Raw genomic sequence first — 20,617 nt, 5'->3', positions numbered from 1 at the left:
TAAAAGGTTTATTATTATGAAAACATTGCTCCCGACATCAACGGCTGGCAGCTTACCTAAGCCAACCTGGCTTGCCCAACCCGAAACGCTGTGGTCCCCGTGGAAATTGCAGGACGATGAATTACGTGCCGGTAAGCAGGATGCCCTGCGTTTATCCCTCGACGAACAGCTACGCGCGGGTATCGATATCGTCAGCGACGGCGAGCAAACCCGCCAACACTTTGTCACCACCTTTATTGAACATCTCAGCGGCGTGGATTTTGAAAACCGTCAGACTGTGCGCATTCGCAATCGCTATGATGCAAGTGTCCCTACCGTCGTGGATGCCGTGACGCGTCAAAAACCGGTTTTCGTTGATGATGCGAAGTACCTGCGCCAGCTCACTGACAAGCCGATCAAATGGGCACTGCCTGGCCCGATGACGATGATTGATACGCTCTACGATGCTCATTATAAAAGCCGCGAAAAGCTGGCCTGGGAATTTGCCAAAATACTGAATCAGGAGGCCAGAGAATTAGAAGCCGCTGGTGTCGACATTATCCAGTTTGATGAACCTGCGTTTAACGTCTTCTTTGATGAGGTGAACGACTGGGGTATTGCTGCGTTAGAGCGTGCCATTGAAGGGCTGAAATGCGAAACGGCGGTGCATATCTGCTACGGATATGGCATTAAAGCCAATACCGACTGGAAAAAGACGCTGGGCTCAGAATGGCGACAGTATGAAGAAGCGTTCCCTAAGCTGCAGACGTCAAACATCGACATTATCTCCCTGGAGTGCCATAACTCATGCGTGCCAATGGACTTGCTGGAACTGATCCGTGGTAAAAAAGTGATGGTTGGCGCGATTGATGTCGCCACGAACAGTGTCGAAACGCCAGAAGAAGTGGCCGATACGCTGCGTAAAGCGCTGCAGTTTGTCGATGCCGACAAGCTTTACCCGTCAACCAACTGCGGTATGGCCCCGCTTTCCCGTCAGGTTGCCAACGGTAAGCTGAAGGCCCTGAGCGCCGGGGCAGAGATTATCCGCAAAGAACTCGGCGCGTAACCACTACCCTCGACGCAGGGATCATCGCGTCTGGCTGAGAATAATGCGATCACATAGACGGTCTCCCAGCCAGGCGCGGTCGCAAGCGATGACTTTTAGCGGCACGGGCGAGCACATCCGCGGAGTATTTGTTCTGGCTCAAGCCCCGCGTCCTTCCGCAAGGTTTTCCAGCCGATATCAAGGGAGAATGTGCAGTTATGGGCCATACGCTCATTTCCGGTATGAATGTTGTTCAGGTGTATAGCCGTTTCCGCTCAGTCTCATTAAACCTGCCTTTAGCTGGTTTATTACCTCATCTGAATTTATCCCCATTTGCGCGTGAATAATCGCGCCATCAATGAGTAACATTATTTCACTGACGACGTTCTCATCAGCCATTCCCGTCAGCAACGTAATGACTTTCTTTGTTTCGAATTTATGATTGCGGCATATTTCTTTTATTTCGCTTTCAATATCTTCGGATTTTGCCTCTGCACTGGCGTTAATAAACGCACAGCCGTGAAACTGGGGCGAAGTAAACCATTCAGCGAGCGTTGCAGATAACACATCAGAAGGTATCTGGCTTTCGTCGAGATGTCGGCGCAGCGTGGTTTCAAACCACTTAATCCATATTTTATGCCGATATTGCAAATAGGCAAGAATAAGTAAACTTTTACTCGGAAAATGGCGATAAAACGTCACTTTCGTCACTTTCGCCTCTTTAATCAGCGTATCCACCCCTGTCGCCCTGAAGCCCGTGGAATAAAACAGATCGTGCGCCGTAAGTAATATCTTATCCCTGACGCTGATTTTTTTATCGTTGCTCGTGATTTCTGTATTCACTTTTCGGTAGCCTCAAACGAGTGTATTGACAGCGTTATTTTTCAGGACTAGATTACCGTAAGTAGACAGACCTGTCTACTTAATATCACTCTGAGGTAATCGCCATGAACACACGTCCTCCTTTACCGCCCTTTACGCGTGAAAGTGCCATCGAAAAAGTCAGACTGGCAGAAGATGGCTGGAACAGTCGCGACGCTGCGAAAGTCGCGCTGGCCTATTCGCTGGATACCCAATGGCGCAACCGCGCAGAATTCGCCAATAACCGTGAAGAGGCCCAGGCGTTTCTGGAGCGGAAGTGGAAGAAAGAGCTGGATTACCGTCTGATAAAAGAGCTTTGGGCATTCACAGAAAACCGGATCGCGGTTCGCTACGCCTATGAATGGCATGATGATTCAGGCAACTGGTTCCGTTCGTACGGCAATGAAAACTGGGAGTTCGAGCCGGACGGATTGATGAAGCGTCGTTTCGCCTGTGTAAACGATATGCCGATCAAGGGATCAGAGCGACTGTTCCACTGGCCGCTGGGCAGACGCCCGGACGATCACCCCTCGTTGAGCGACCTTGGGCTATAGGATTTACGCATCACTCCGGGCCACCCCCGGTTACCCGGAGTGATGAATTTACAGTGCGCCCAGCTGTTTCATCAGTGTCAGGTTATCCTCAATATGCCAGTTAGCCACAATTTTACCTTCGCTGATTTCATAGATATCCGTGGCGATGAAATCTATTTTCTGCCCCATCCCCTTCAGCTTGCCAAATGTCCCGGTGAACGTACCGCGAAAATGTAAATGGGATACGACACGGTTACCTGAAATAATCATTTGTTCAACGTCGCAGCGCAAATCAGGTACAGCTGAACGAAACGCCCTGGAGGCCAGAATTGCACCATCAGGTCCCTGCTTACGACCTTCAGGGGGCGTTTTATCAATGAAATTAATCGCCAGGGCGTCACGGGCCAGGGACTCTTTTCCCGTATTCCAGAATGTCGCATACTCTCTGGCAACATATTCATTCGCCGCTAATTGCGTCTGTGGCAGGCTCTTATCGACAATAAGATGTTCCGGTTTCACCAGTTCTACCTGGGCCGAAAAGGCTGTTCCTGTGGTAGCAGCAAGAATGAGCGCCATTACGCCTGGGGCCAAATACGTTGAATATTTCATAATCTCTCTCAACTCGTTATTAAGGTCACTGCAGATCATTCTCTTGCAGGTTGTAAATGGGGTAATCGGTATATCCCGTCGCGGTGCCACCAAACAGCGTGGCGGGGTCACGCACCCGAGCCAGAGGCAAATGGTGCTCAAGTCGATGCGGTAAATCCGGGTTGGCAATAAACGGCCGACCGAACGCGATCAAGTCGGCATAGCCCGCAGCCAGTATTTTTTCCGCTTTATCAAGGTCATAGTTCCCCGCGACGATAAGGGTTCCCGTGAATACCTCACGAAGTGATTTACGGAAGTGGTCAGGCACTTGTGGCGCATCGTCCCAGTCAGCTTCGGCCAGGTGGATGAACGCAATCCCTCGCTGTTCACACCAGGCCGCGAGAGCGAGTATTGCCTCAGTGACCTGCGGATCGTTCATCCCGCGTTGGGTAATAAACGGTGACAGGCGGATGCCCGTGCGCTCGTGACCAATGGCCTCAGCAATGGCGTTCAACACCTCCTGCGCAAAACGGATCCGGTTGGCGAGGGTGCCGCCATACTCATCCGTGCGTTTGTTTGAGGTTTGACGCAGAAACTGGTCGATCAGATAGCCGTTTCCCCCGTGGACTTCCACGCCATCAAACCCGGCCTGAACAGCATTCAATGCAGCCTGACGATACTGAGCAATAATGCCGTGAATATCCTTGCGTGAAAGCGTTCTCGGTTGCGGGCAGTCAACCATTTGGCCTTCACCTTTGTCATTCACTATCCACACCTTCGCGTCAGGAGCCAGGGCTGACGGGGCTACGGGCTTTCCATCCTGGTGAAAACTGGCATGCGACATCCGGCCGACGTGCCAGAGCTGAGAAAAAATCACACCTCCCGCCTGATGCACAGCCCCCGTGGTGAGTTGCCACCCTGTAACCTGGTCAGGAGAATGGATCCCGGGTGTCCATGAATATCCCTGGCCCTGGGGAGAGATCTGTGTGGCTTCCGTGATGATCAATCCTGCGCTGGTTCGTTGCCGGTAATACTCAGCCATCAGGGAGGACGGAATGTTTCCTGGCTGAAGGGAGCGCGCACGCGTCATCGGTGCCATAACGATACGATTTTTCAGGTTCTGTTTACCCAACCTGTAACGTTCAAAAAGTGAAATACGGTTCATGATTTCATCCCTTGTGCTTTGGATGAAAACACTTTACAGATGGCTACTGACTTTGATAATTACACGAAAAACAGATGCACTTTTCGGAAAAAATGAATAATGGGCAAACTTGAAGACATGGCATTGCTGGTTGAAGTCGCCGAGGCAGGAGGCCTTTCCGCCGCCGGACGACGCCTGTCGCTATCTCCTGCGACCATGACGGCCCGCCTGAAGGCAATTGAAGAGCGTTACCAGACTCGTCTGTTCCATCGTTCTACACGTTCCATCACGCTCACCCGCGCAGGCGAAGAGTTTTACCATGCCGCGCTGCGCGTACTGGAAGAGATGCATCACGCCGAGTCGTTACTGACACAAAAAGAAGGTGTTCTCAGTGGCAATATTCGTCTCTCCGCCCCCTCTGACTTTGGCAGGCAGTACCTTAGCCCCGCCGTTATCGAATTTTCCCGGCTCCATCCTGAAGTGAACTTTTTCATCTACTTAAGGGAACATGTTGAGGATCTGGTCGCTAACCGGCTGGATATGAGCATTCGTTTCGGCAACCTGCCGGACAGCAGCCTTGTCGTCAGAAATATCCGCCCGAATCACCGGGTTCTGGTCGCTGCCAGGGCTTATCTGAACGATCGTGGTACCCCCTCCACTTTTGCAGATTTAGCCCATCACCGGTGTCTGGCACTTGAGTCTCAGGGGGTGGTGATGAACGAATGGCGTTTTGAAAATGAGGGTGAAGAAACCGTCGTTCGCGTAGAACCAGCGATGGTGTGTGACGACGGGGCGTTGCTTCGCCAGTGGGCGCTCAGTGGGGCGGGTATAGCAGGAAAATCGTGGTGGGATGTGAAAGACGATGTTGAGACCGGCAGACTCACGGTGCTGTTTGCCGACAGTTTTACCGGATTTAGCCGATACGACCGCAAAGATGTCGGGATGCAATTTGTTTACCCGCAACGCAAATTACAGCCGCTTCAGGTCTCTGCTTTTAGCCAGTTTTTTCTCGACTGGCTTAAAAGGTAATAAGTCGTTGAGAGTCGCCATCCATTATTTGTCACAAAATAAGATGTAGCACTCATTTCAGGAATGATGCCAGGAATACCCTGTGAGCGGTTTTCAGGAGGTAAAAAACATGAAAAAGCTTCTGATATGTTGTTTGTTCGGTAATACCGCAAACTCTCTCGCCAAAAAGATGCAGTCTCTGGCTGAACGGGAAGGCTATCCGCTGATGATTAGCGCTGTCGGGCTGGATAACTTCGCCAGTGTCGCCCCCGCTTTTGACGGTTTTCTCATTGCGCCGCACATTCAATACAAACTTGATGAGATAAAAGAAACGGTTGGCAATACGCGTTCAATCGCCATTATTGAGAGTCTGCCCTATGCGTCCCTGGACGCGAAGAAGGTATTGAATTTCGTGAAGGAGCAAATGCCCGAACTGGCGGCCTGATATAAAAGGCCATATCGCACTGGAGTACCCTGCTCGGGTACTCCAGACAACAAAGTGCAAGGTAGCGGATATATGACTGCTGCGCTCATGCCATTAATGGTGGGGGATCGTCCTGTTTTGATTGTCATAGCCCTGACATTTAAACCCGTGGTGGTAAGCCCGTACAGTGAATGAGATACCAGAATTGAGGGTAGCGTTTAGGCCAGCCGTAATATAAATTCAGAATTAATTTCAGGCAATTAAGGGGGCGATATGTCGCAGATTTTACCAGGCGTTGACGTTTTGTTTGTCGCGGGTTTCGGGCCTATTTCACGAAATACAGAGTCCAGTGCCGGGTTTTATGTCGAGACACTCGGATTGCCGCTTAAGCCAATGGAGGGTAACTGCGACTATCTTCTTGCCGAAGAAGGTATGTTGGAGGGGGTTAAACATTTTGCCGTCTGGCCGCTATCACAGGCTGCAACATCATGTTTTGGCGAGGAGCAGTGGCCAGCCGACCATCCGATACCGCAGGGATGGATTGAATATGAGGTACAGGATCTCGCTTCTGCTACCCGTATCCTGAGTGAAAAAGGCTATCGCCTGCTGGTGGCTAACCGCACCGAACCGTGGGGGCAAACCGTTACTCGCCTGCTTAGCCCTGAAGGCTTGCTTACCGGGTTGACGATCACACCGTGGCTACGGGGGTAAGTGGTGTTCGCTTCTGGCGCGAAGCAGACTTGCATGAGGAAATGTGAGATCTGTTTTGAGCGAGGGGCAAACATAAATTCTTGCAAGCCGATTGCGGTGCATTAAATTGCAGACGTAACGATAAACTGAACAACTTAGGATAGAATGCTCTTTGTAGGGACACAACGTGAACCGTTTGAGCAGCTAAAAAGTAAATTATTCATGAGTAGACGACTTAACAGAGATCATCGAACCAAAGTCAGAAATATTCCCCGACGCATAAAAGCTCTTAACCGTTGGGCTGGTACTTTTCACAACCTTGAACGTAGTGTTTTTTCAGAAGATGAGCATTACTGGAATTTCAAAATTCCAGTAGATATCAACCTCGTTCAGGGGAAATATAGCACGCTTAAAACCAAAGCAGCTTGTGCGCAAGCTTTGATTAATGCATGTTCAAACCTCATAACGGCCACTGCTGGTATGAATTACAGCCCTCGGATTACCGCTGTAGTATGTCTTCCGGATATGTTTACAAGTGAGGTCTGTCTTTATCGCTCCGAGGAATATTATCAAGGCTTCGTAACTGAAGGTCGTTCTGAAAATGATGCTTCTGCTTTGATCAAAGATCGTAGCCTTGCTGCTGAGTGGGGACTCATTCTGCCAGCTAACGTACAGGAAATCGGTATCACACTCGAATACTATGGAAGCGAGGATCGTGATGAATGGTTCACAGGAGAACGCTGGTATTATGGTCAGGTTGCTTAGGTGTGTTGCATCCATAGGTTGAACTCACAGCAAAAAGCAGACGTACTCGTACCCTACTAATAACAATAGTTTCAGAAGTCTTACTAACGTTATATCAATGGTGTTAGGTATTTTTTCATGTAGAGGAAATAGATGTGAATAACTATGTAATCTTCATTAAAGGTGATGAGTCCAAAGTAATCGCTAAGAATCTATTGACGAGACATATTTCTAATGAACTGAAACATAAAGGATTTACTAGATATCCTTATACAATAGAAGCAGATAATGAAAAAGACGCCATTCAAATACTAAATAAACAAGGTCAAGAGCACCTAAACGCACTTTCTGAATACACAGGGAACATCTTTTTCTACTGTGCTGTTTTAGTTGCGGGATTGATGGTGGCACTCATTTTCTTCCGCTAATTTTTAAGAGACAGGCTGTCAATAAAAAAAAATCAACAAACCTTGACAGAAATCACAGATAAGCGGAATGCTACCGAATAATTGCTGCCCTGGTTATCTCGAATGAGATATTCCTTCTTTCACTTTTGTAATGTCCGCTCCAGGCGCAGGGCTGCAGTTGCAGCCCTGACAATCTGAGACTTCAACAGATTCAGCTTGTTCAATACCGGGAATCAAATCCACCAAAAATCCTTTAATATCGGTTCGCCTACCAAATGAACGTCTTTTTAACCCGTACGGAGGTGCGGAAGTACGGAATCCATATACAAGCGTAAATCACATATGTAATAACAGGCATCACCTGAGCAAAGTCCAGGGTGAGTTGCGGGAATATGTAAGAAGTGGCTACCCGATCAATTAGCATAAGTGTGATACTCGAAACAAGCAATGCACAATAAGCCAGGGGTAACTCTTTCTTTTTACGTAAAAACAGAGAAACAATATAAATGACAAAGAGCAGGAAAATTAAGTTAACCCCAGCAGCAATAAAGAGATAGATAGTCTGGGAGATCGGAAGACGACCTAACGTTCCCATGCCAGCACTTAAAGTTACTGCCAGAGAGTTGAAGTAAGAGTAAGCGATAAACAGTATATTGATCAGTGGCAGATATAACAAACCGCCTATTTTACGATATCGTTTTTCCTCACACTCAGCACAATATTCAAGATGCTGCGGGATCTCCTTGTCACATGTAATACACGTCCATTTAAAAGAGGTGTCGTTCATTATTCATCCTTATTGATATGTTCGATCTTAGTGATGTGGCTTTACCCCAGAACAGAGTAAAGCTTCACCAATATCGGCTAAGCATGCACTTTCTTTAGGGGTATTACCTGTTCAGGAAGGGAAAAATGGAGAGTACTGATAAACCGCCACCATCACTGAGAGACTCAATACCACGCTGATGATGAAATATGTTTTAAATGGTTGCTTTTGTGTTTTATGGCGAAAGAGCTGTTGACCCACAATCGCCCCCGGCCACCCCCCCATCAATCCAAACACCAGCAAAGTAGATTCTGGCACCCTGCGCCAGGCCTTACGCGCCGCCATTTTGTCTATGCCGTAAATCGTCAGTGTCAGTACGTTGACAAGCAGAAGCCACGTGACAAAGGGATACGACGTAAAAAGGCTCCCGAATGCCGCGAAGATCAGTAGCAGATAACAAAAGCGATTGAGATTCATATTATTAGTCACAGCAATTATCAGAATTGTATCGACACCGCATTATACGCAACATAAATGGCGGGAAGAACCCGCTGTCTGTCGCTTAGCCACGTGGAGGTGATGAACTAGCCGAGCATATCAAAGCGCGATTTTTGGAAATCTCCATATACCTCCGGATGGGTAAAGGCGGGGAATGTGGCTTTCTGAGCAGCGGATTTTAACGCTTCACAATATGCTTTATTACCATCACTGGTCGAAATATTTGAAGCAGTGCCATCCTGAGCAAACTCGATATGCAATCTGCATTTTTTCCCTTTCCAGCTTTGTGGTGCAACAAGTTTGGCATTAATAGCCGCTTTGATTGCCCGGGCCTGAGCGCCCCACTCATCCTGATCGTCCCAGCGGCCAGAACCGCAACTGCCCGTTGCCGTGGTTTTATGGCACCCGGAAGGATGTAACGGCGCACAACCCACAGCTAAACCGGCCAGAGCAATCAGTATGAAGATTTTCTTTTCCATATGACGAAATCCCTCTCGTTTTGTCAGCTAACGTTTAGCCCCCTATCATATTTCAATTCGCGCCCCTGACCAGCTACCATTATTGAACCCGGCGACAGAAATACTCGTACCTGTTCGCTTAATCAGCCCGTTAGCCCACTAACCCCGCCGACTTTGGCCTCAAATTCTCATCAAATATCAGCCGTTGCCGCCCGGGTTCTGCCTCGCGCAGCGGTTCAACCTGATGCATCGTCAGCTTGCAGCGTTCCACCAGCACCTGGTATTCCCGCGTGCCCTGCATCTTCCACGCTATTTCCTGTTCACTCAGCTCACGAATTGCTTTGGCCGGGCTGCCAATAATCAAATGGTTGGCAGGCATTTCCGCTTTCGCCTTCACAAACGCCGCCGCACCGACAATGCTGTTTTCGCCGATCACCGCGCCGTCCATCACCACCGCATTCATCCCGACCAGTGCGTTACGCCGGATAATGCAGCCGTGCAGAATGGCGCTGTGGCCAATATGCCCGTCTTCCTCGACCACGGTGTCCTGCTCCGGGAAACCATGCATCACGCAGTTATCCTGAATGTTGGCACCGTCTTTCACCACAATACGGCCAAAATCGCCGCGCAGGCTGGCATTTGGGCCAACGTAAACACCTTTACCCAGGATCACATCACCAATAAGTACCGCCGTCGGGTGAACATAGCTCTCGTCAGGCACGACCGGCGTCAGACCGTCAATTTGATAAACAGGCATCCTCACTCCTTATGCGCTTGTAAGACCACCAAAGCGTTGATAGTAGAGCGTGCCAGGCACGGGCAGTTCACCGACGGAGGTTTCGCCTTTCTCACTGACAAACGCCAGCGCTCCCGGTGCCACACGCTGATAAATATTGATGCAGAGCTGTCGGGCACTTTGCCCTGCCCAGTGCGCTGGTAGTAACTCTTCCGGCAACAGCGGGTCTTTCAGCACCACACGACGATAAAAATGGATCAGTAACAGCTGGATCTGGAAGCAACGTTCTGGCGTCAACTCTTCCGGCGCAGCCTCTTTCAGCAGCGGCAACAACGGCCGGAATGAGTCGATAAACGTCTCGTACATGACGTTTTGTTCTGTCAGTTGCCAGCACTCTTCTACCCGGGAGCGTAGCGCAGCGCGGGACAGTGCCAGCGGTGAGTGAGCCTCGAAGAAGATGACGTTTTCCGCCACGCCCGCGTCATGCAACAGGGACTGCACATCCGCCAGATGCTGAGATGGCGAGGCCATCAGGCTCGGCGCAAGCGTGCCAAACCCCTGCCATATAAGCTGTTTTTTCACATCGGCGAGGGTCGTTTTGTCCAGACCTTCAGAGAGCAGCAGCAGCCATTTGCCGTCCCATGCGGGCAGTTCCGCACGGTAGATTTTATTCTCCGCGCGACGGGTCAAACGCAGTCCTTTATCACTCAGACGGTAAAAGCTGCGACGCCCAATGCGGGAAACATCCAGCCAGCCCTCTTTGTTAAGGCGGAACAGCGCGGTACGCACAAAACGTTCACCAAACCCCATGCCTTCAAGTAAAGCGGCCAGGCTGCCGAGCCAGATTTCACCGCCTCGATGGGAAAGTGCATCACCGTATAGGGAAGAGATAAGCGATGTCCCGCTGATGGGAACGGAGCTGACTGCGTGCTGGATGAAGGCGTCGAGTTTATTCATGTGATTCATTCTGTTGTGATTTTTTTCCTGGATGAATCATAGCATAAAATGTTGTGCGGTTTGGTTCCCTCACCCAGCCCTCTCCCCAAAGGGAGAGAGCCAGGGTGACACGTCTGGCCTTAGCTGTTCGCCGCCACCTTACGCAGGTCGAACACCCGGCAGGCCTTCCCTTCAGAGCGCGGAATGCTGCCACAGTTAACGATCATCACATCGGTGGAGATCCCAACCATTGATTTAATGCGGTGGCGCAACTGATGACAAACCTGGCAGCGCTGCTCGTGAGTGAGCGTTAAGCTGCTCTCTTTCAGCTCCACCTTCACCGAAAGCGAATCAAGATGCCCACGGCGGTTCACCTCCAGCTGATAGTGCGGAGAGAGGTGTTCAAACTTGACGATCTCTTCTTCAAGCTGCGACGGGAATACGTTGACACCACGGATGATCAGCATATCGTCGCTGCGCCCGCTGATGCGATCCATACGGCGCATAGTGCGTGCGGTGCCCGGCAGCAGACGCGTCAGGTCACGCGTGCGGTAGCGGATCACCGGCAACGCTTCTTTGGTCAGCGTGGTGAACAGCAGTTCACCCTGCTCACCGTCGGCCAGCACCGTGCCGTCGTTCGGATTGACAATCTCCGGGTAGAAATGATCTTCCCAGATGGTCGGGCCGTCGGCGGTTTCGATACACTCCATCGCCACACCCGGGCCCATCACCTCTGACAACCCATAGATATCCAGGGCGGTGATCCCCAGTCGTTTTTCAATTTCACGGCGCATGGCCTGTGTCCACGGCTCAGCGCCGAACACGCCCACCCGCAGGGAACAGGTGCTGGCATCGCCCCCCATCTGGCGTTCCAGCTCTTCAATCAGGTTCAGGCAGTAGGACGGTGTAACCATGATCATGTCCGGCTGGAAATCACGGATCAGCTGTGCCTGCTTCTCGGTCTGACCGCCGGACATCGGGATCACCGTCGCCCCTAAACGCTCAGCACCATAGTGTGCCCCCAGTCCGCCGGTAAAGAGGCCGTAGCCGTAGGCCACGTGGATTTTATCTTTTGCGCTGCCGCCTGCGGCACGCAGGGAGCGGGCAACAATATTAGCCCAGTTGTCGATGTCGTTTTGGGTATAACCCACGACAGTCGGTTTACCGGTAGTACCGGACGAGGCGTGGATACGCACCACCTGCTCCATCGGTACGGCAAAGGTGTCGAACGGGTAGTTATCGCGCAAATCCTGCTTGGTGGTGCACGGGAATTTGCGAATGTCGTCCAGCACTTTGAAATCGTCAGGGTGAACGCCCGCAGCGTCAAACTTACGTTTGTACATCGGAACGTTGTTGTAGGCGTGATGCAGCGTCCACTTCAGGCGCTCGGTTTGCAGAGCCTGCAATTCGTCAATGGATGCAGTTTCGATCGGATCAAGCTTTGTTGTATTTGTCGTTGTCATTGTAGGGTACTCACATTGTAATTCGCTCAAACACGCTCAAGGATCATGGCGATGCCCTGACCCACACCGATGCACATCGTACAAAGCGCATAGCGCCCGTTGCGTCGGTGCAACTCATTGCTGGCAGCCAGTGCCAGCCTGGCACCGCTCATTCCCAGCGGGTGGCCTAATGCGATAGCGCCGCCGTTCGGGTTGACGTGTGCGGCATCGTCCGGTAATCCCAGTTGACGCAACACGCCCAGCGCCTGTGAAGCAAAGGCTTCGTTAAGCTCAATGACATCCATATCGTTAATATTCAGACCGGCGCGCTCCAGCACTTTACGGGTGGCTGGCACCGGGCCTAACCCCATCAGACGCGGTTCAACACCGGCGGTGGCCATCGCCACGATCCGGGTGCGTGGAACCAGACCTTGCGCAAGTGCCATTTGCTCGCTGGCGATAATCAGCGCGGCGGCACCATCGTTCACGCCGGAGGCATTCCCCGCGGTTACCACGCCGTTTTTACGAAACGGGGTTTTGAGCGCGGCGAGCTGTTCAGGCGTGGTATCGGCGCGCGGGTGCTCATCCACGCTGATTTCTGTCACCGTTCCCTTTTTACCTGGCACCCGTACCGGCACAATTTCCTGCGCCAGAACACCATTCTGCTGCGCCTGTGCGGTACGCTGCTGGCTGCGCAGGGCAAACGCGTCCTGATCGGCACGGCTGATATTTAACAATTCAGCTACATTCTCTGCCGTTTCCGGCATGCTGTCAGTTCCGAATTGCTGATGCATGAGCGGATTCACAAATCGCCAGCCGATGGTGGTATCAAAGATCTCCGCCTGACGCTGAAACGCCGCCGTGGCTTTACCCATCACAAACGGCGCGCGGGACATCGACTCCACGCCCCCCGCAATCATCAGATCGCCGTCACCGGCTTTGATAGCGCGAGCGGCAAAACCAATCGCGTCCAGCCCCGAACCGCACAGACGGTTGATGGTGGTACCGGAAACCGTCTGCGGCAAACCTGCCAGCAACGCCGACATGCGCGCCACGTTGCGGTTATCTTCCCCCGCCTGGTTGGCACAGCCGAAAATCACATCATCAATACGTTCCAGGTCGAGCTGCGGGTAGCGTGCCAGCAGCGCACGCAGCGGCACTGCCCCCAGATCGTCCGCACGTACACCCGCTAATCCGCCGCCATAGCGACCAACCGGGGTACGAACACCATCACAAATAAATGCATCACGCATCAGGCTTCTCCTGTCACACTGCCGCCAATGCGGTGAGATTTCCCGCGAAAGAGAGCGACCGTTTTCTGTTGTTGGTTCTGGATTTCAATGTCGTACACGCCGGTCAGCTTGCCCTGATGCTTCACCCGCGCAGTGGCGGTCAGCGTGTCCCCGGCAAAACCCGGGCGCAGAAAATCAATGGAGCAACCCGATGCCACCGCCGCCAGTCCCTGACTGTTACAGGCGTAGGCAAAGGCGGTGTCTGCCAGTGAGAACAGCTGTCCACCGTGGCAGGTTTTATGGCCGTTGAGCATCTGCGGGGTGATGGTCATGGTCACCACCGCATACCCGTCATCCATCTCGATAATGTCGATCCCCAGCGCCTGCGCGCAGGCATCCTGCTCATACATGGTGCGGGCGTTATGCCAGGCGTTATGACTCATAGCTACTCTCCAGAAGCGCCCGCTGGCGCAGCAGTGAACAGGGGCGATAACGTTCTTCACCGTAATGACGTTGCAGGTTTTCCAAAAGCGTGAGCAGGCGTTGCCAGCCCAGGCGTTCTCCCCATGCAATCGGGCCGCTCGGGTAATTCACGCCCAGACGCATCGCAGTATCAATATCCTTCTCGCTGGCGACCCCTTTTTGCAGCGCATCCAGCGCTTCGTTGGCAATCATCGCCACCGTCCGCCAGACCAGCAGGCCGGGATAATCGGCAATTTGCACCACCCGGTGTCCCTGCTGTTGCAGCCAGAAGATGGCCTTTTGCGTGGCGGTGTGCGGATTGCTGGACGCCGCCGCGATAACGGCCACATCGCGCTCAATACGGTCAACCACCACCACCGGGCTGTTCAGCCGAAGCGCCAGTGCCTGCGCAGTTTCGCCCTGTGTTTCAATCAACAGTACGTCGTCAATTTCCGTGACACCGTCACTTTTTCTCTGGACGCTCATCGGGCTAAAACTGTCGTTGACCGCCTCAAGCCACTGCACGTCCGGTTTATCGCCGTGCCAGTCGTAAACGCCCCGCCCGCTTTTTTTACCCAATCGTCCCGCCAGTACCAGCTCCTGCTGCACCAGCGATGGCAGGAAACGACGCTCCTGCCAGAAGGCGTTAAACACCGAACAGGTCACGGCAAAGTTGACGTCCTGACCAATCATGTCGGTCAGCTCCAGTGGCCCCATCGGGAAACCACCGCCTTCGCGCAGCGCGGCGTCAATCACCTCCGGTGCGGCCACCTGTTCTTCCAGCGCACGCCAGGCTTCGGAATAGAACGGGCGTGCCACGCGGTTAACGATAAAACCTGGCGTTGACTGGCAACGCACCGGCTGTTTTCCCCAGTTCAGCGCCAGCTCGCACAACGCATCAGCCACTTCAGGCGATGTCGCCAGCCCGCTGACCACTTCCACCAGTTTCATCACCGGTGCCGGGTTGAAGAAATGCAGCCCCGCGACGCGCTCCGGGTGGCGAATGTCTGCGGCGATGGCGGTGACGGAAATTGAAGAGGTATTACTGGTCAGCAGCGTCTGCGGCGGGCAGATTTCCGCCAGCTGTGTAAACAGCGCTTTTTTCACCTCCAGCCGTTCAGAGGCCGCCTCAATGACCAGATCCGCTGCGGCAAGGGCAGAGATATCCGTCACCGGAACCAGCCTTGCGAGGATCTGCGAGCCAGAGTCCGCAGACAACTTTCCGCGCATCACGCGGGAAGCCAGACGCTGACGAATACCGTCAATCGCGCGGGAAACGGCCTCGGAAGCGAGGTCATAAACCAGCACCTGATGACCATGACTTGCCGCCACTTCGGCAATCCCGGCTCCCATCGTGCCGCTTCCAATCACGGCGACAGTGCGGATAGGTATCGCCATGTTATTTCCCCGTAAAGTTCGGCGCGCGCTTCGCCAGAAAGGCGCTGACACCTTCCCGATAGTCGTCACTGCGCCCGGCCAGACGTTGATAGTCACGCTCCAGATCAAGCTGTGCGTCCAGAGTATTGGTCTCTGCGGCGTTGATCGCCTGCTTGATCAGCCCCAGGCCAAAGGTTGGCTGCGACGCAAAGTGCAGCGCCATCTGCTGTGCCGTAACGGAGAGCTGTTCGTCGTCCACCACCTGCCAGATCATCCCCCACGCCTGCGCCTGTTCGGCACTGAGTTTGTCACCGAGCAACGCCAGCCCCATTGCCCGGGCGCGTCCGGCGACGCGCGGCAGCAGCCAGGTACCACCGCAGTCCGGCACTAGCCCGAGCTTGCTAAAAGCCATCACAAAGTTAGCGGAGCGGGCAGCAATCACCATGTCGCAGCCGAGTGCCAGCGTAGCCCCCGCCCCGGCCGCCACGCCGTTGACCGCACAAATTACCGGTTTCGGCAGTTTTGCCAGACGGCGCACCAGCGGGTTGTAAAAGGTTTCAACGGACATCCCCAGATCGGGAGCCGGGCCGTTCGGGTCGACGTTGCGGTCGTTAAGATCCTGACCCGCACAGAAACCGCGTCCCGCCCCGGTGATCAACAGACAGCGGATGGTGTCATCCCGCTCGGCCTGCTTCAGGCACTCCGCAAGTTGCTGGTGCATCACGTCGTTAAAGCTGTTCAGACGCTCCGGGCGGTTCAGCGTAAGGGTCATTACGCCTTGCTCTACATGACTCAGAATAAATTCCACAATTAGCGTCCTTTAAAGTCGGGGGTGCGTTTTTGTAAGAAGGCGTCGATGCCTTCACGACGATCGTCAGTCGCCGAAAGCAACGTAAACAGCTGCCGCTCCTGGGCCAGCCCGGCCTGCAACGGCACTTCCTGAGACTGGCGCAGCGCCTGTTTCGCCGCCTGCAGCGCCAGCGGAGAGTGGCGCGCCATCAGCGCGGCCTGCTTCAGGGCGTACTCCAGCGTCAGCGACGCCGGAAACACATCGCTGACCAGACCGGCGCTCTGCGCCTGTTGTGCCGTAATGCTTTCCCCCGTCAGCACCATTTTGCTGGCAAGCGATTTGCCCACACAGCGAATAAGACGCTGCGTGCCGCCCGCACCCGGCATAATGCCGAGAGTGATTTCCGGCAGACCAAAACGGGCGTTGTCACCGGCGATAACCACGTCGCAGAGCAACGCGAGTTCACACCCGGCTCCCAGCGCGAAGCCGTTAACCGCGGCGATCAGGGGTTTGTTAAAGGTGTTGATCCGCGCCCACAGCTGAGGACGGATATCGTTCAGCGTGGCGGGCAGATCTTTCTCCGCCATTTCATTGAGATCGGCTCCGGCAGCGAAACAGCGCTCGTTGCCGTAGATCACACAGGCGGAGATGTCGGTATTCGCCGCTGCGGCTTCCAGTTCTTCAGCAATCTGCGTTAACAGCGCATTGTTGAGCGCATTACGCGCCGCCGGACGGTTCAACGTCAGCTGCAATACACGACCATGACGGGTGACAATCAGTTCGCTCATGCCATCCCCTTCGCGTCGAAATCGACGATCACGTCAGCGGTTAACGGCAATGCCTGACAGCTCAGGACATACCCGGCAGCCAGCTCGTCCGGCTCCAGGCTGTAGTTGGTGAGCATATCCACTTTGCCGCGCACCACTTTACATTTACAGGTGGCACACACGCCGCCTTTACAGGCATAGGGCAGATCTGCCCCCTGGCGCAGGGCAGCATCAAGAATGCTTTCGTCATCGGCCGTCAGGGTGATTTCACGGTCGCGCCCGTCCTGGCGGACGGTGACTTTCTGCCCTTCGACCTGCACGTTTACAGCGCGTTTCACCGCTGAGCCAGGCGTGTTGAAGCGCTCAAGGTGGATAGATTTTTCTGCCATCCCCAGCGCTTTCAGCGCCGCTTCAGCGTCGTCCATCATCGCCGACGGGCCGCAGATAAAGGCTTCGTCATACTGGTGGAAATTGATCAGGGTTTTCGCCAGCGCCTGCAGTTTTTCGCCATCAATGCGACCGTGAAGCAGATCGCTGTCAAGCCGCTCCTGGCTGAAGATGGAGACCAGCTGCAGGCGCTGCGGGTATTTGTCTTTCAGATCCGCCAGCGCGCCGCGGAACATCATGCTCTGGCTGCTGCGGTTGCCGTAGATCAGGGTGAAGTGGCTTTTCGGCTCGGTGGCCAGCGTAGCGGAGAGAATAGCCAGCATCGGCGTAATGCCCGATCCAGCCGCTATCGCCAGATAGTGACCCTCCCGTTCGGCCCGGGGCTGATAGCCAAAATGGCCCTGCGGCACCATGACGTCCATCGTCATACCCTGCACAATCGTATCGCGGGCATAACGGGAAAAACGCCCGCCTTCGATGGCTTTCACCGCCACGCTGATCTCATCCGGTGCGGTACTACGGCAGATGGAGTAGCAGCGGCGAAGCTCATCACCACCCAGCGTGGCCTTTAAGGTCAGGTGCTGACCCGGGCGAAAGCGGTAAGCATCCTGCAATTCCTGCGGCACGGAAAAGGTAATTGTGACAGCGTCACGTGTTTCGGGTTCCACTTTTGCCACTTTTAATGAATGAAACGTTGTCATGGCAGCCTCAAATGCATTTGAAATAATCGAAAGGTTCACGGCAGGTGTTGCAGCGCCAGAGCGCTTTGCAGGCCGTTGAACCAAATTCACTGATGAGCGAGGTATCGGTGCTCGCACAGCGCGGGCAGCTCACCGCCGCAGGAACATGGGCGTGACAGCTATGGCCTACAGGCGGGCTGATGCCATACTCACGCAGACGTTCGCGCGCATCGGCTGTCATCCAGTCGGTGGTCCAGGCGGGTTCAAGCTGGAGCACGATATGTACCGGGGTAAAGCCATGCGCAGTCATCGTGTCGCGGATGGCTCCCAGCAGGTGTTCCGTCGCCGGGCAGCCCGAGTAGGTTGGCGTGAAGCCAATCACCCAGCCTTCGCCCTGCGCGGAAACGCTGCGCACCATACCTAAATCGGTGATGGTCAAAACCGGGACTTCAGGATCCGGGATCTGGCTTAACAGCGACCAGATTTGCGGGATTTGTGCAGGTGCGATGTCCACGAGACGTTGCATGACATTCCCCTCTCTTACCACTGCTGCCCGGGGTACATACGCTGGAGATATTGCATCTCTGCCAGCATTGGCCCCAGATGTTCGGTGTGCAGCCCACGCTTGCCGCCAGTGCGATACGCCACTTCATCGGGCACGTTCAGGGTGGCTTCCTGCAAGCCAGCAAACACTTCGCTTTCCCATGCCTGACGCAGCGTGCGCGGGTCGATGGCAATACCGGACGCAACCAGTTCCAGTTCGACGTCATCGGCGTCGAACAGCTCAGCGGTAAAGCGCCACAGATTGTTGACCGCCTGCTGCATTTTTTGTGCGGATACTTCTGTGCCGTCACCCAGGCGCACCAGCCAGCCGCGGCTAAAGCGCAGGTGATAGCGCGCTTCCTTAATCGCTTTTGCGGCAATGGCGGCAATCTGGCGGTCGCTACTGTGGATCAGGCGCTCATACAACGCCACGTTCCACTCATCCATAAGGTACTGACGGACGAGGGTGTCGGCGAAATTGCCGTTAGGCTGTTCCACCAGCAATACATTGCGGAACTGGCGCTCATCGCGGCCAAAGGCCAGCGTATCTTCATCGCCCTGGCCTTCCAGTTCGGCGGCGTAGGTCAGGAAATTGCGCGCCTGTCCCAGCAGATCGAGACCGATATTGGCCAGTGCGAGGTCAATTTCCAGCTCCGGCGCGTGACCACACCAGGCTCCCAGACGCTGAGAGAGCACCAGACCGTTGTCGCCCAGACGCAGGACGTATGCAGATAATGTTTTCATCCCTGACCTCACATGTGCTCAATGCCATCAGGGATGGTGTAAAACGTCGGATGGCGGTAGATCTTGCTCTCCGCCGGGTCGAAAAACGCACCGCTCTCTTCTGGCTGGGAGGCGACAATCTCGCTCGCCTTCACCACCCAGATGGAACAGCCTTCGCTGCGGCGGGTATAAGCATCACGCGCGTTTTCCAGCGCCATGCGGTCGTCAGCGGCGTGCAGACTGCCAACGTGACGGTGGGATAACCCTTGTTTGCTGCGTACAAACACTTCGTATAACGGCCAGTAGACATTGCTCATGTTGCTTCCTCTTAAGCCACTTTGCGGGCGTGTTGTTTTTCTGCGTGCGCCAGTGCGGCTTCGCGCACCCACGCCCCTTCTTCCCAGGCTTTACGTTTTGCGGCCAGGCGTTCGTGGTTGCAGATACCGCGCCCGTTAATGACGTCGTCAAACTCGTGCCAGTCGATCTCACCGAAGCAGTAGTTGCCCGTCTCTTCGTCCAGGTGCAGGTCAGCATCCGGCACGGTCATGCCCAGCATTTCCACCTGCGGGATGGTGTTATTCACAAAACGCTGGCGCAGCTCGTCGTTACCAAAGCGCTTGATTTTCCAGGCCAGGCTGCGGGCGCTGTTCGGTGAGTTGTCATCGTTAGGCCCGAACATCATCAGTGCCGGCCACCAGAAACGGTTGATAGCGTCCTGTAACATCTGACGCTGGGATCCACTGCCCTGCGCCAGTGCCATGCAGGCTTCAAAGCCCTGACGCTGGTGGAAGCTCTCTTCTTTACAGATTTTCACCATCGCCCGGGCGTACGGGCCGTAAGAGGTACGGCACAGCGCCACCTGGTTGACGATGGCAGCACCGTCCACCAGCCAGCCGATTACGCCGATATCAGCCCAGCTCAGCGTTGGGTAGTTGAAGATGGAGGAGTATTTCATTTTGCCGTCGAGCATCTTCTGATAGATGTCTTCCCGCGCGCAGCCCAGCGTTTCCGCCGCGCTGTAGAGATACAAACCGTGGCCGGCCTCGTCCTGCACTTTCGCCAGCAAAATGGCTTTACGGCGCAGCGTGGGGGCGCGGGTGATCCAGTTCCCTTCCGGCAGCATGCCGACAATTTCAGAGTGTGCGTGCTGACCAATCTGGCGGATCAACGTCTTACGGTAGGCGTCAGGCATCCAGTCCTGCGGCTCGATGGCCGTCTCCTGCGCTATGCGCTGCTCAAAGCGTTGTTCTTGCGTCACATCATCACCTTTATGATTCGATAATCTATCTTAACAAGTGAAATGGTGAATCATTTCGTTTCTTAAAAGTTACACAGAAGTTAAATATAACCCCAAGAAATGTTTCCTTGTTTTGTGATGCTGCTCGCAAGGCTTTTCA

At 54.0% G+C, this 20,617-nt stretch carries 26 protein-coding genes; 7 read left to right on the top strand and 19 right to left on the bottom strand.

Annotated features, from left to right (window positions below):
- Positions 1 to 16: 16 nt before the first annotated feature.
- Positions 17 to 1,045 carry a methionine synthase gene (locus HV318_RS02250; RefSeq protein ID WP_182271355.1) on the top strand — a complete coding sequence of 343 codons (1,029 nt, stop codon included), beginning with the start codon at positions 17 to 19 and terminating at the stop codon, positions 1,043 to 1,045.
- Positions 1,046 to 1,255: 210 nt separating this feature from the next.
- Here the strand turns inward: HV318_RS02250 and HV318_RS02245 are convergent, their stop codons facing one another.
- Positions 1,256 to 1,867 carry a TetR/AcrR family transcriptional regulator gene (locus tag HV318_RS02245; RefSeq protein WP_182271354.1) on the bottom strand — a complete coding sequence of 204 codons (612 nt, stop codon included), beginning with the start codon at positions 1,865 to 1,867 and terminating at the stop codon, positions 1,256 to 1,258.
- A gap of 104 nt (positions 1,868 to 1,971) precedes the next feature.
- On the opposite strand from HV318_RS02245, the gene HV318_RS02240 reads away from it, so the two are divergent.
- On the top strand, positions 1,972 to 2,439 hold the full coding sequence (locus HV318_RS02240; protein WP_182271353.1) for a nuclear transport factor 2 family protein: 468 nt from the start codon (positions 1,972 to 1,974) through the stop codon (positions 2,437 to 2,439).
- Between the two features lie 48 nt (positions 2,440 to 2,487).
- Here HV318_RS02240 and HV318_RS02235 read toward each other — a convergent pair whose 3' ends face one another.
- Positions 2,488 to 3,027, bottom strand: coding sequence for an ester cyclase (locus HV318_RS02235; RefSeq protein ID WP_182271352.1), 540 nt, complete (start codon positions 3,025 to 3,027; stop codon positions 2,488 to 2,490).
- Positions 3,028 to 3,052: 25 nt separating this feature from the next.
- Positions 3,053 to 4,171 (bottom strand): alkene reductase, encoded by a 1,119-nt coding sequence (locus tag HV318_RS02230; protein ID WP_182271351.1) that lies wholly within the window; start codon positions 4,169 to 4,171, stop codon positions 3,053 to 3,055.
- Between the two features lie 99 nt (positions 4,172 to 4,270).
- Between HV318_RS02230 and HV318_RS02225 the strand changes: the two genes are divergently transcribed.
- The 5 genes from HV318_RS02225 (at position 4,271) to HV318_RS02205 (ending at position 7,444) form a co-directional block, all read left to right on the top strand.
- Positions 4,271 to 5,179: a LysR family transcriptional regulator gene (locus tag HV318_RS02225; protein WP_182271350.1), complete on the top strand. Its 909-nt coding sequence runs from the start codon at positions 4,271 to 4,273 to the stop codon at positions 5,177 to 5,179.
- A 109-nt stretch (positions 5,180 to 5,288) separates the two neighbouring features.
- Positions 5,289 to 5,603, top strand: coding sequence for a PTS sugar transporter subunit IIB (locus HV318_RS02220; RefSeq protein WP_182271349.1), 315 nt, complete (start codon positions 5,289 to 5,291; stop codon positions 5,601 to 5,603).
- A 252-nt stretch (positions 5,604 to 5,855) separates the two neighbouring features.
- Entirely contained in the window at positions 5,856 to 6,293 is a 438-nt protein-coding gene (locus tag HV318_RS02215; protein WP_182271348.1) for a VOC family protein, read from the top strand.
- Between the two features lie 201 nt (positions 6,294 to 6,494).
- Positions 6,495 to 7,037 carry a DUF3916 domain-containing protein gene (locus tag HV318_RS02210; protein ID WP_182271347.1) on the top strand — a complete coding sequence of 181 codons (543 nt, stop codon included), beginning with the start codon at positions 6,495 to 6,497 and terminating at the stop codon, positions 7,035 to 7,037.
- Positions 7,038 to 7,171: 134 nt separating this feature from the next.
- Entirely contained in the window at positions 7,172 to 7,444 is a 273-nt protein-coding gene (locus tag HV318_RS02205) for a hypothetical protein (RefSeq protein ID WP_182271346.1), read from the top strand.
- Between the two features lie 247 nt (positions 7,445 to 7,691).
- Here HV318_RS02205 and HV318_RS02200 read toward each other — a convergent pair whose 3' ends face one another.
- The 16 genes from HV318_RS02200 to paaA form a co-directional block, all read right to left on the bottom strand.
- Positions 7,692 to 8,210 (bottom strand): DUF2569 domain-containing protein, encoded by a 519-nt coding sequence (locus HV318_RS02200; protein WP_182271345.1) that lies wholly within the window; start codon positions 8,208 to 8,210, stop codon positions 7,692 to 7,694.
- Positions 8,211 to 8,321: 111 nt separating this feature from the next.
- Positions 8,322 to 8,666 carry a DUF1294 domain-containing protein gene (locus tag HV318_RS02195; RefSeq protein ID WP_182271344.1) on the bottom strand — a complete coding sequence of 115 codons (345 nt, stop codon included), beginning with the start codon at positions 8,664 to 8,666 and terminating at the stop codon, positions 8,322 to 8,324.
- A gap of 107 nt (positions 8,667 to 8,773) precedes the next feature.
- Positions 8,774 to 9,166 (bottom strand): cell envelope integrity TolA C-terminal domain-containing protein, encoded by a 393-nt coding sequence (locus HV318_RS02190; RefSeq protein ID WP_182271343.1) that lies wholly within the window; start codon positions 9,164 to 9,166, stop codon positions 8,774 to 8,776.
- 130 nt (positions 9,167 to 9,296) lie between these two features.
- Positions 9,297 to 9,902 carry a phenylacetic acid degradation protein PaaY gene (gene paaY / locus HV318_RS02185; protein WP_182271342.1) on the bottom strand — a complete coding sequence of 202 codons (606 nt, stop codon included), beginning with the start codon at positions 9,900 to 9,902 and terminating at the stop codon, positions 9,297 to 9,299.
- Between the two features lie 9 nt (positions 9,903 to 9,911).
- Complete coding sequence (paaX, locus tag HV318_RS02180; protein WP_182271341.1) at positions 9,912 to 10,847, bottom strand: phenylacetic acid degradation operon negative regulatory protein PaaX; 936 nt, start codon at positions 10,845 to 10,847, stop codon at positions 9,912 to 9,914.
- A 110-nt stretch (positions 10,848 to 10,957) separates the two neighbouring features.
- Entirely contained in the window at positions 10,958 to 12,280 is a 1,323-nt protein-coding gene (gene paaK, locus HV318_RS02175) for a phenylacetate--CoA ligase PaaK (RefSeq protein ID WP_182271340.1), read from the bottom strand.
- Positions 12,281 to 12,306: 26 nt separating this feature from the next.
- Positions 12,307 to 13,512, bottom strand: a complete 1,206-nt coding sequence (gene pcaF / locus HV318_RS02170) for a 3-oxoadipyl-CoA thiolase (RefSeq protein ID WP_182271339.1) — start codon at positions 13,510 to 13,512, stop codon at positions 12,307 to 12,309.
- Positions 13,512 to 13,934, bottom strand: coding sequence for a hydroxyphenylacetyl-CoA thioesterase PaaI (paaI, locus tag HV318_RS02165; protein WP_182271338.1), 423 nt, complete (start codon positions 13,932 to 13,934; stop codon positions 13,512 to 13,514). Before paaI ends, pcaF begins: the two co-directional genes overlap by 1 nt.
- Positions 13,924 to 15,351, bottom strand: coding sequence for a 3-hydroxyacyl-CoA dehydrogenase PaaH (paaH, locus tag HV318_RS02160; protein WP_182271337.1), 1,428 nt, complete (start codon positions 15,349 to 15,351; stop codon positions 13,924 to 13,926). Before paaH ends, paaI begins: the two co-directional genes overlap by 11 nt.
- Before the next feature lies 1 nt (position 15,352).
- Entirely contained in the window at positions 15,353 to 16,141 is a 789-nt protein-coding gene (paaG, locus tag HV318_RS02155; RefSeq protein ID WP_182274508.1) for a 2-(1,2-epoxy-1,2-dihydrophenyl)acetyl-CoA isomerase PaaG, read from the bottom strand.
- Entirely contained in the window at positions 16,141 to 16,908 is a 768-nt protein-coding gene (gene paaF / locus HV318_RS02150; protein ID WP_182271336.1) for a 2,3-dehydroadipyl-CoA hydratase PaaF, read from the bottom strand. Before paaF ends, paaG begins: the two co-directional genes overlap by 1 nt.
- Positions 16,905 to 17,975 (bottom strand): 1,2-phenylacetyl-CoA epoxidase subunit PaaE, encoded by a 1,071-nt coding sequence (gene paaE, locus HV318_RS02145; protein ID WP_182271335.1) that lies wholly within the window; start codon positions 17,973 to 17,975, stop codon positions 16,905 to 16,907. The genes paaF and paaE overlap by 4 nt, the downstream gene beginning before the upstream one ends.
- A gap of 7 nt (positions 17,976 to 17,982) precedes the next feature.
- A complete protein-coding gene (gene paaD, locus HV318_RS02140; protein WP_182271334.1) occupies positions 17,983 to 18,480 on the bottom strand; it encodes a 1,2-phenylacetyl-CoA epoxidase subunit PaaD in 498 nt (165 codons plus the stop codon).
- Between the two features lie 14 nt (positions 18,481 to 18,494).
- Positions 18,495 to 19,241, bottom strand: coding sequence for a 1,2-phenylacetyl-CoA epoxidase subunit PaaC (gene paaC, locus HV318_RS02135; RefSeq protein ID WP_182271333.1), 747 nt, complete (start codon positions 19,239 to 19,241; stop codon positions 18,495 to 18,497).
- A gap of 8 nt (positions 19,242 to 19,249) precedes the next feature.
- Positions 19,250 to 19,537 (bottom strand): 1,2-phenylacetyl-CoA epoxidase subunit PaaB, encoded by a 288-nt coding sequence (paaB, locus tag HV318_RS02130; protein WP_182271332.1) that lies wholly within the window; start codon positions 19,535 to 19,537, stop codon positions 19,250 to 19,252.
- Positions 19,538 to 19,548: 11 nt separating this feature from the next.
- On the bottom strand, positions 19,549 to 20,478 hold the full coding sequence (paaA, locus tag HV318_RS02125) for a 1,2-phenylacetyl-CoA epoxidase subunit PaaA (RefSeq protein ID WP_182271331.1): 930 nt from the start codon (positions 20,476 to 20,478) through the stop codon (positions 19,549 to 19,551).
- Positions 20,479 to 20,617: the final 139 nt, after the last annotated feature.

It is taken from the genome of Enterobacter sp. RHBSTW-00901 (assembly GCF_014103115.1).
GTDB classification, from domain to species: Bacteria; Pseudomonadota; Gammaproteobacteria; order Enterobacterales; family Enterobacteriaceae; genus Enterobacter; species Enterobacter cloacae_P.
Note: the sequence above shows the minus strand (reverse complement) of the source record. Positions and strands in the feature narration are given on the sequence as shown.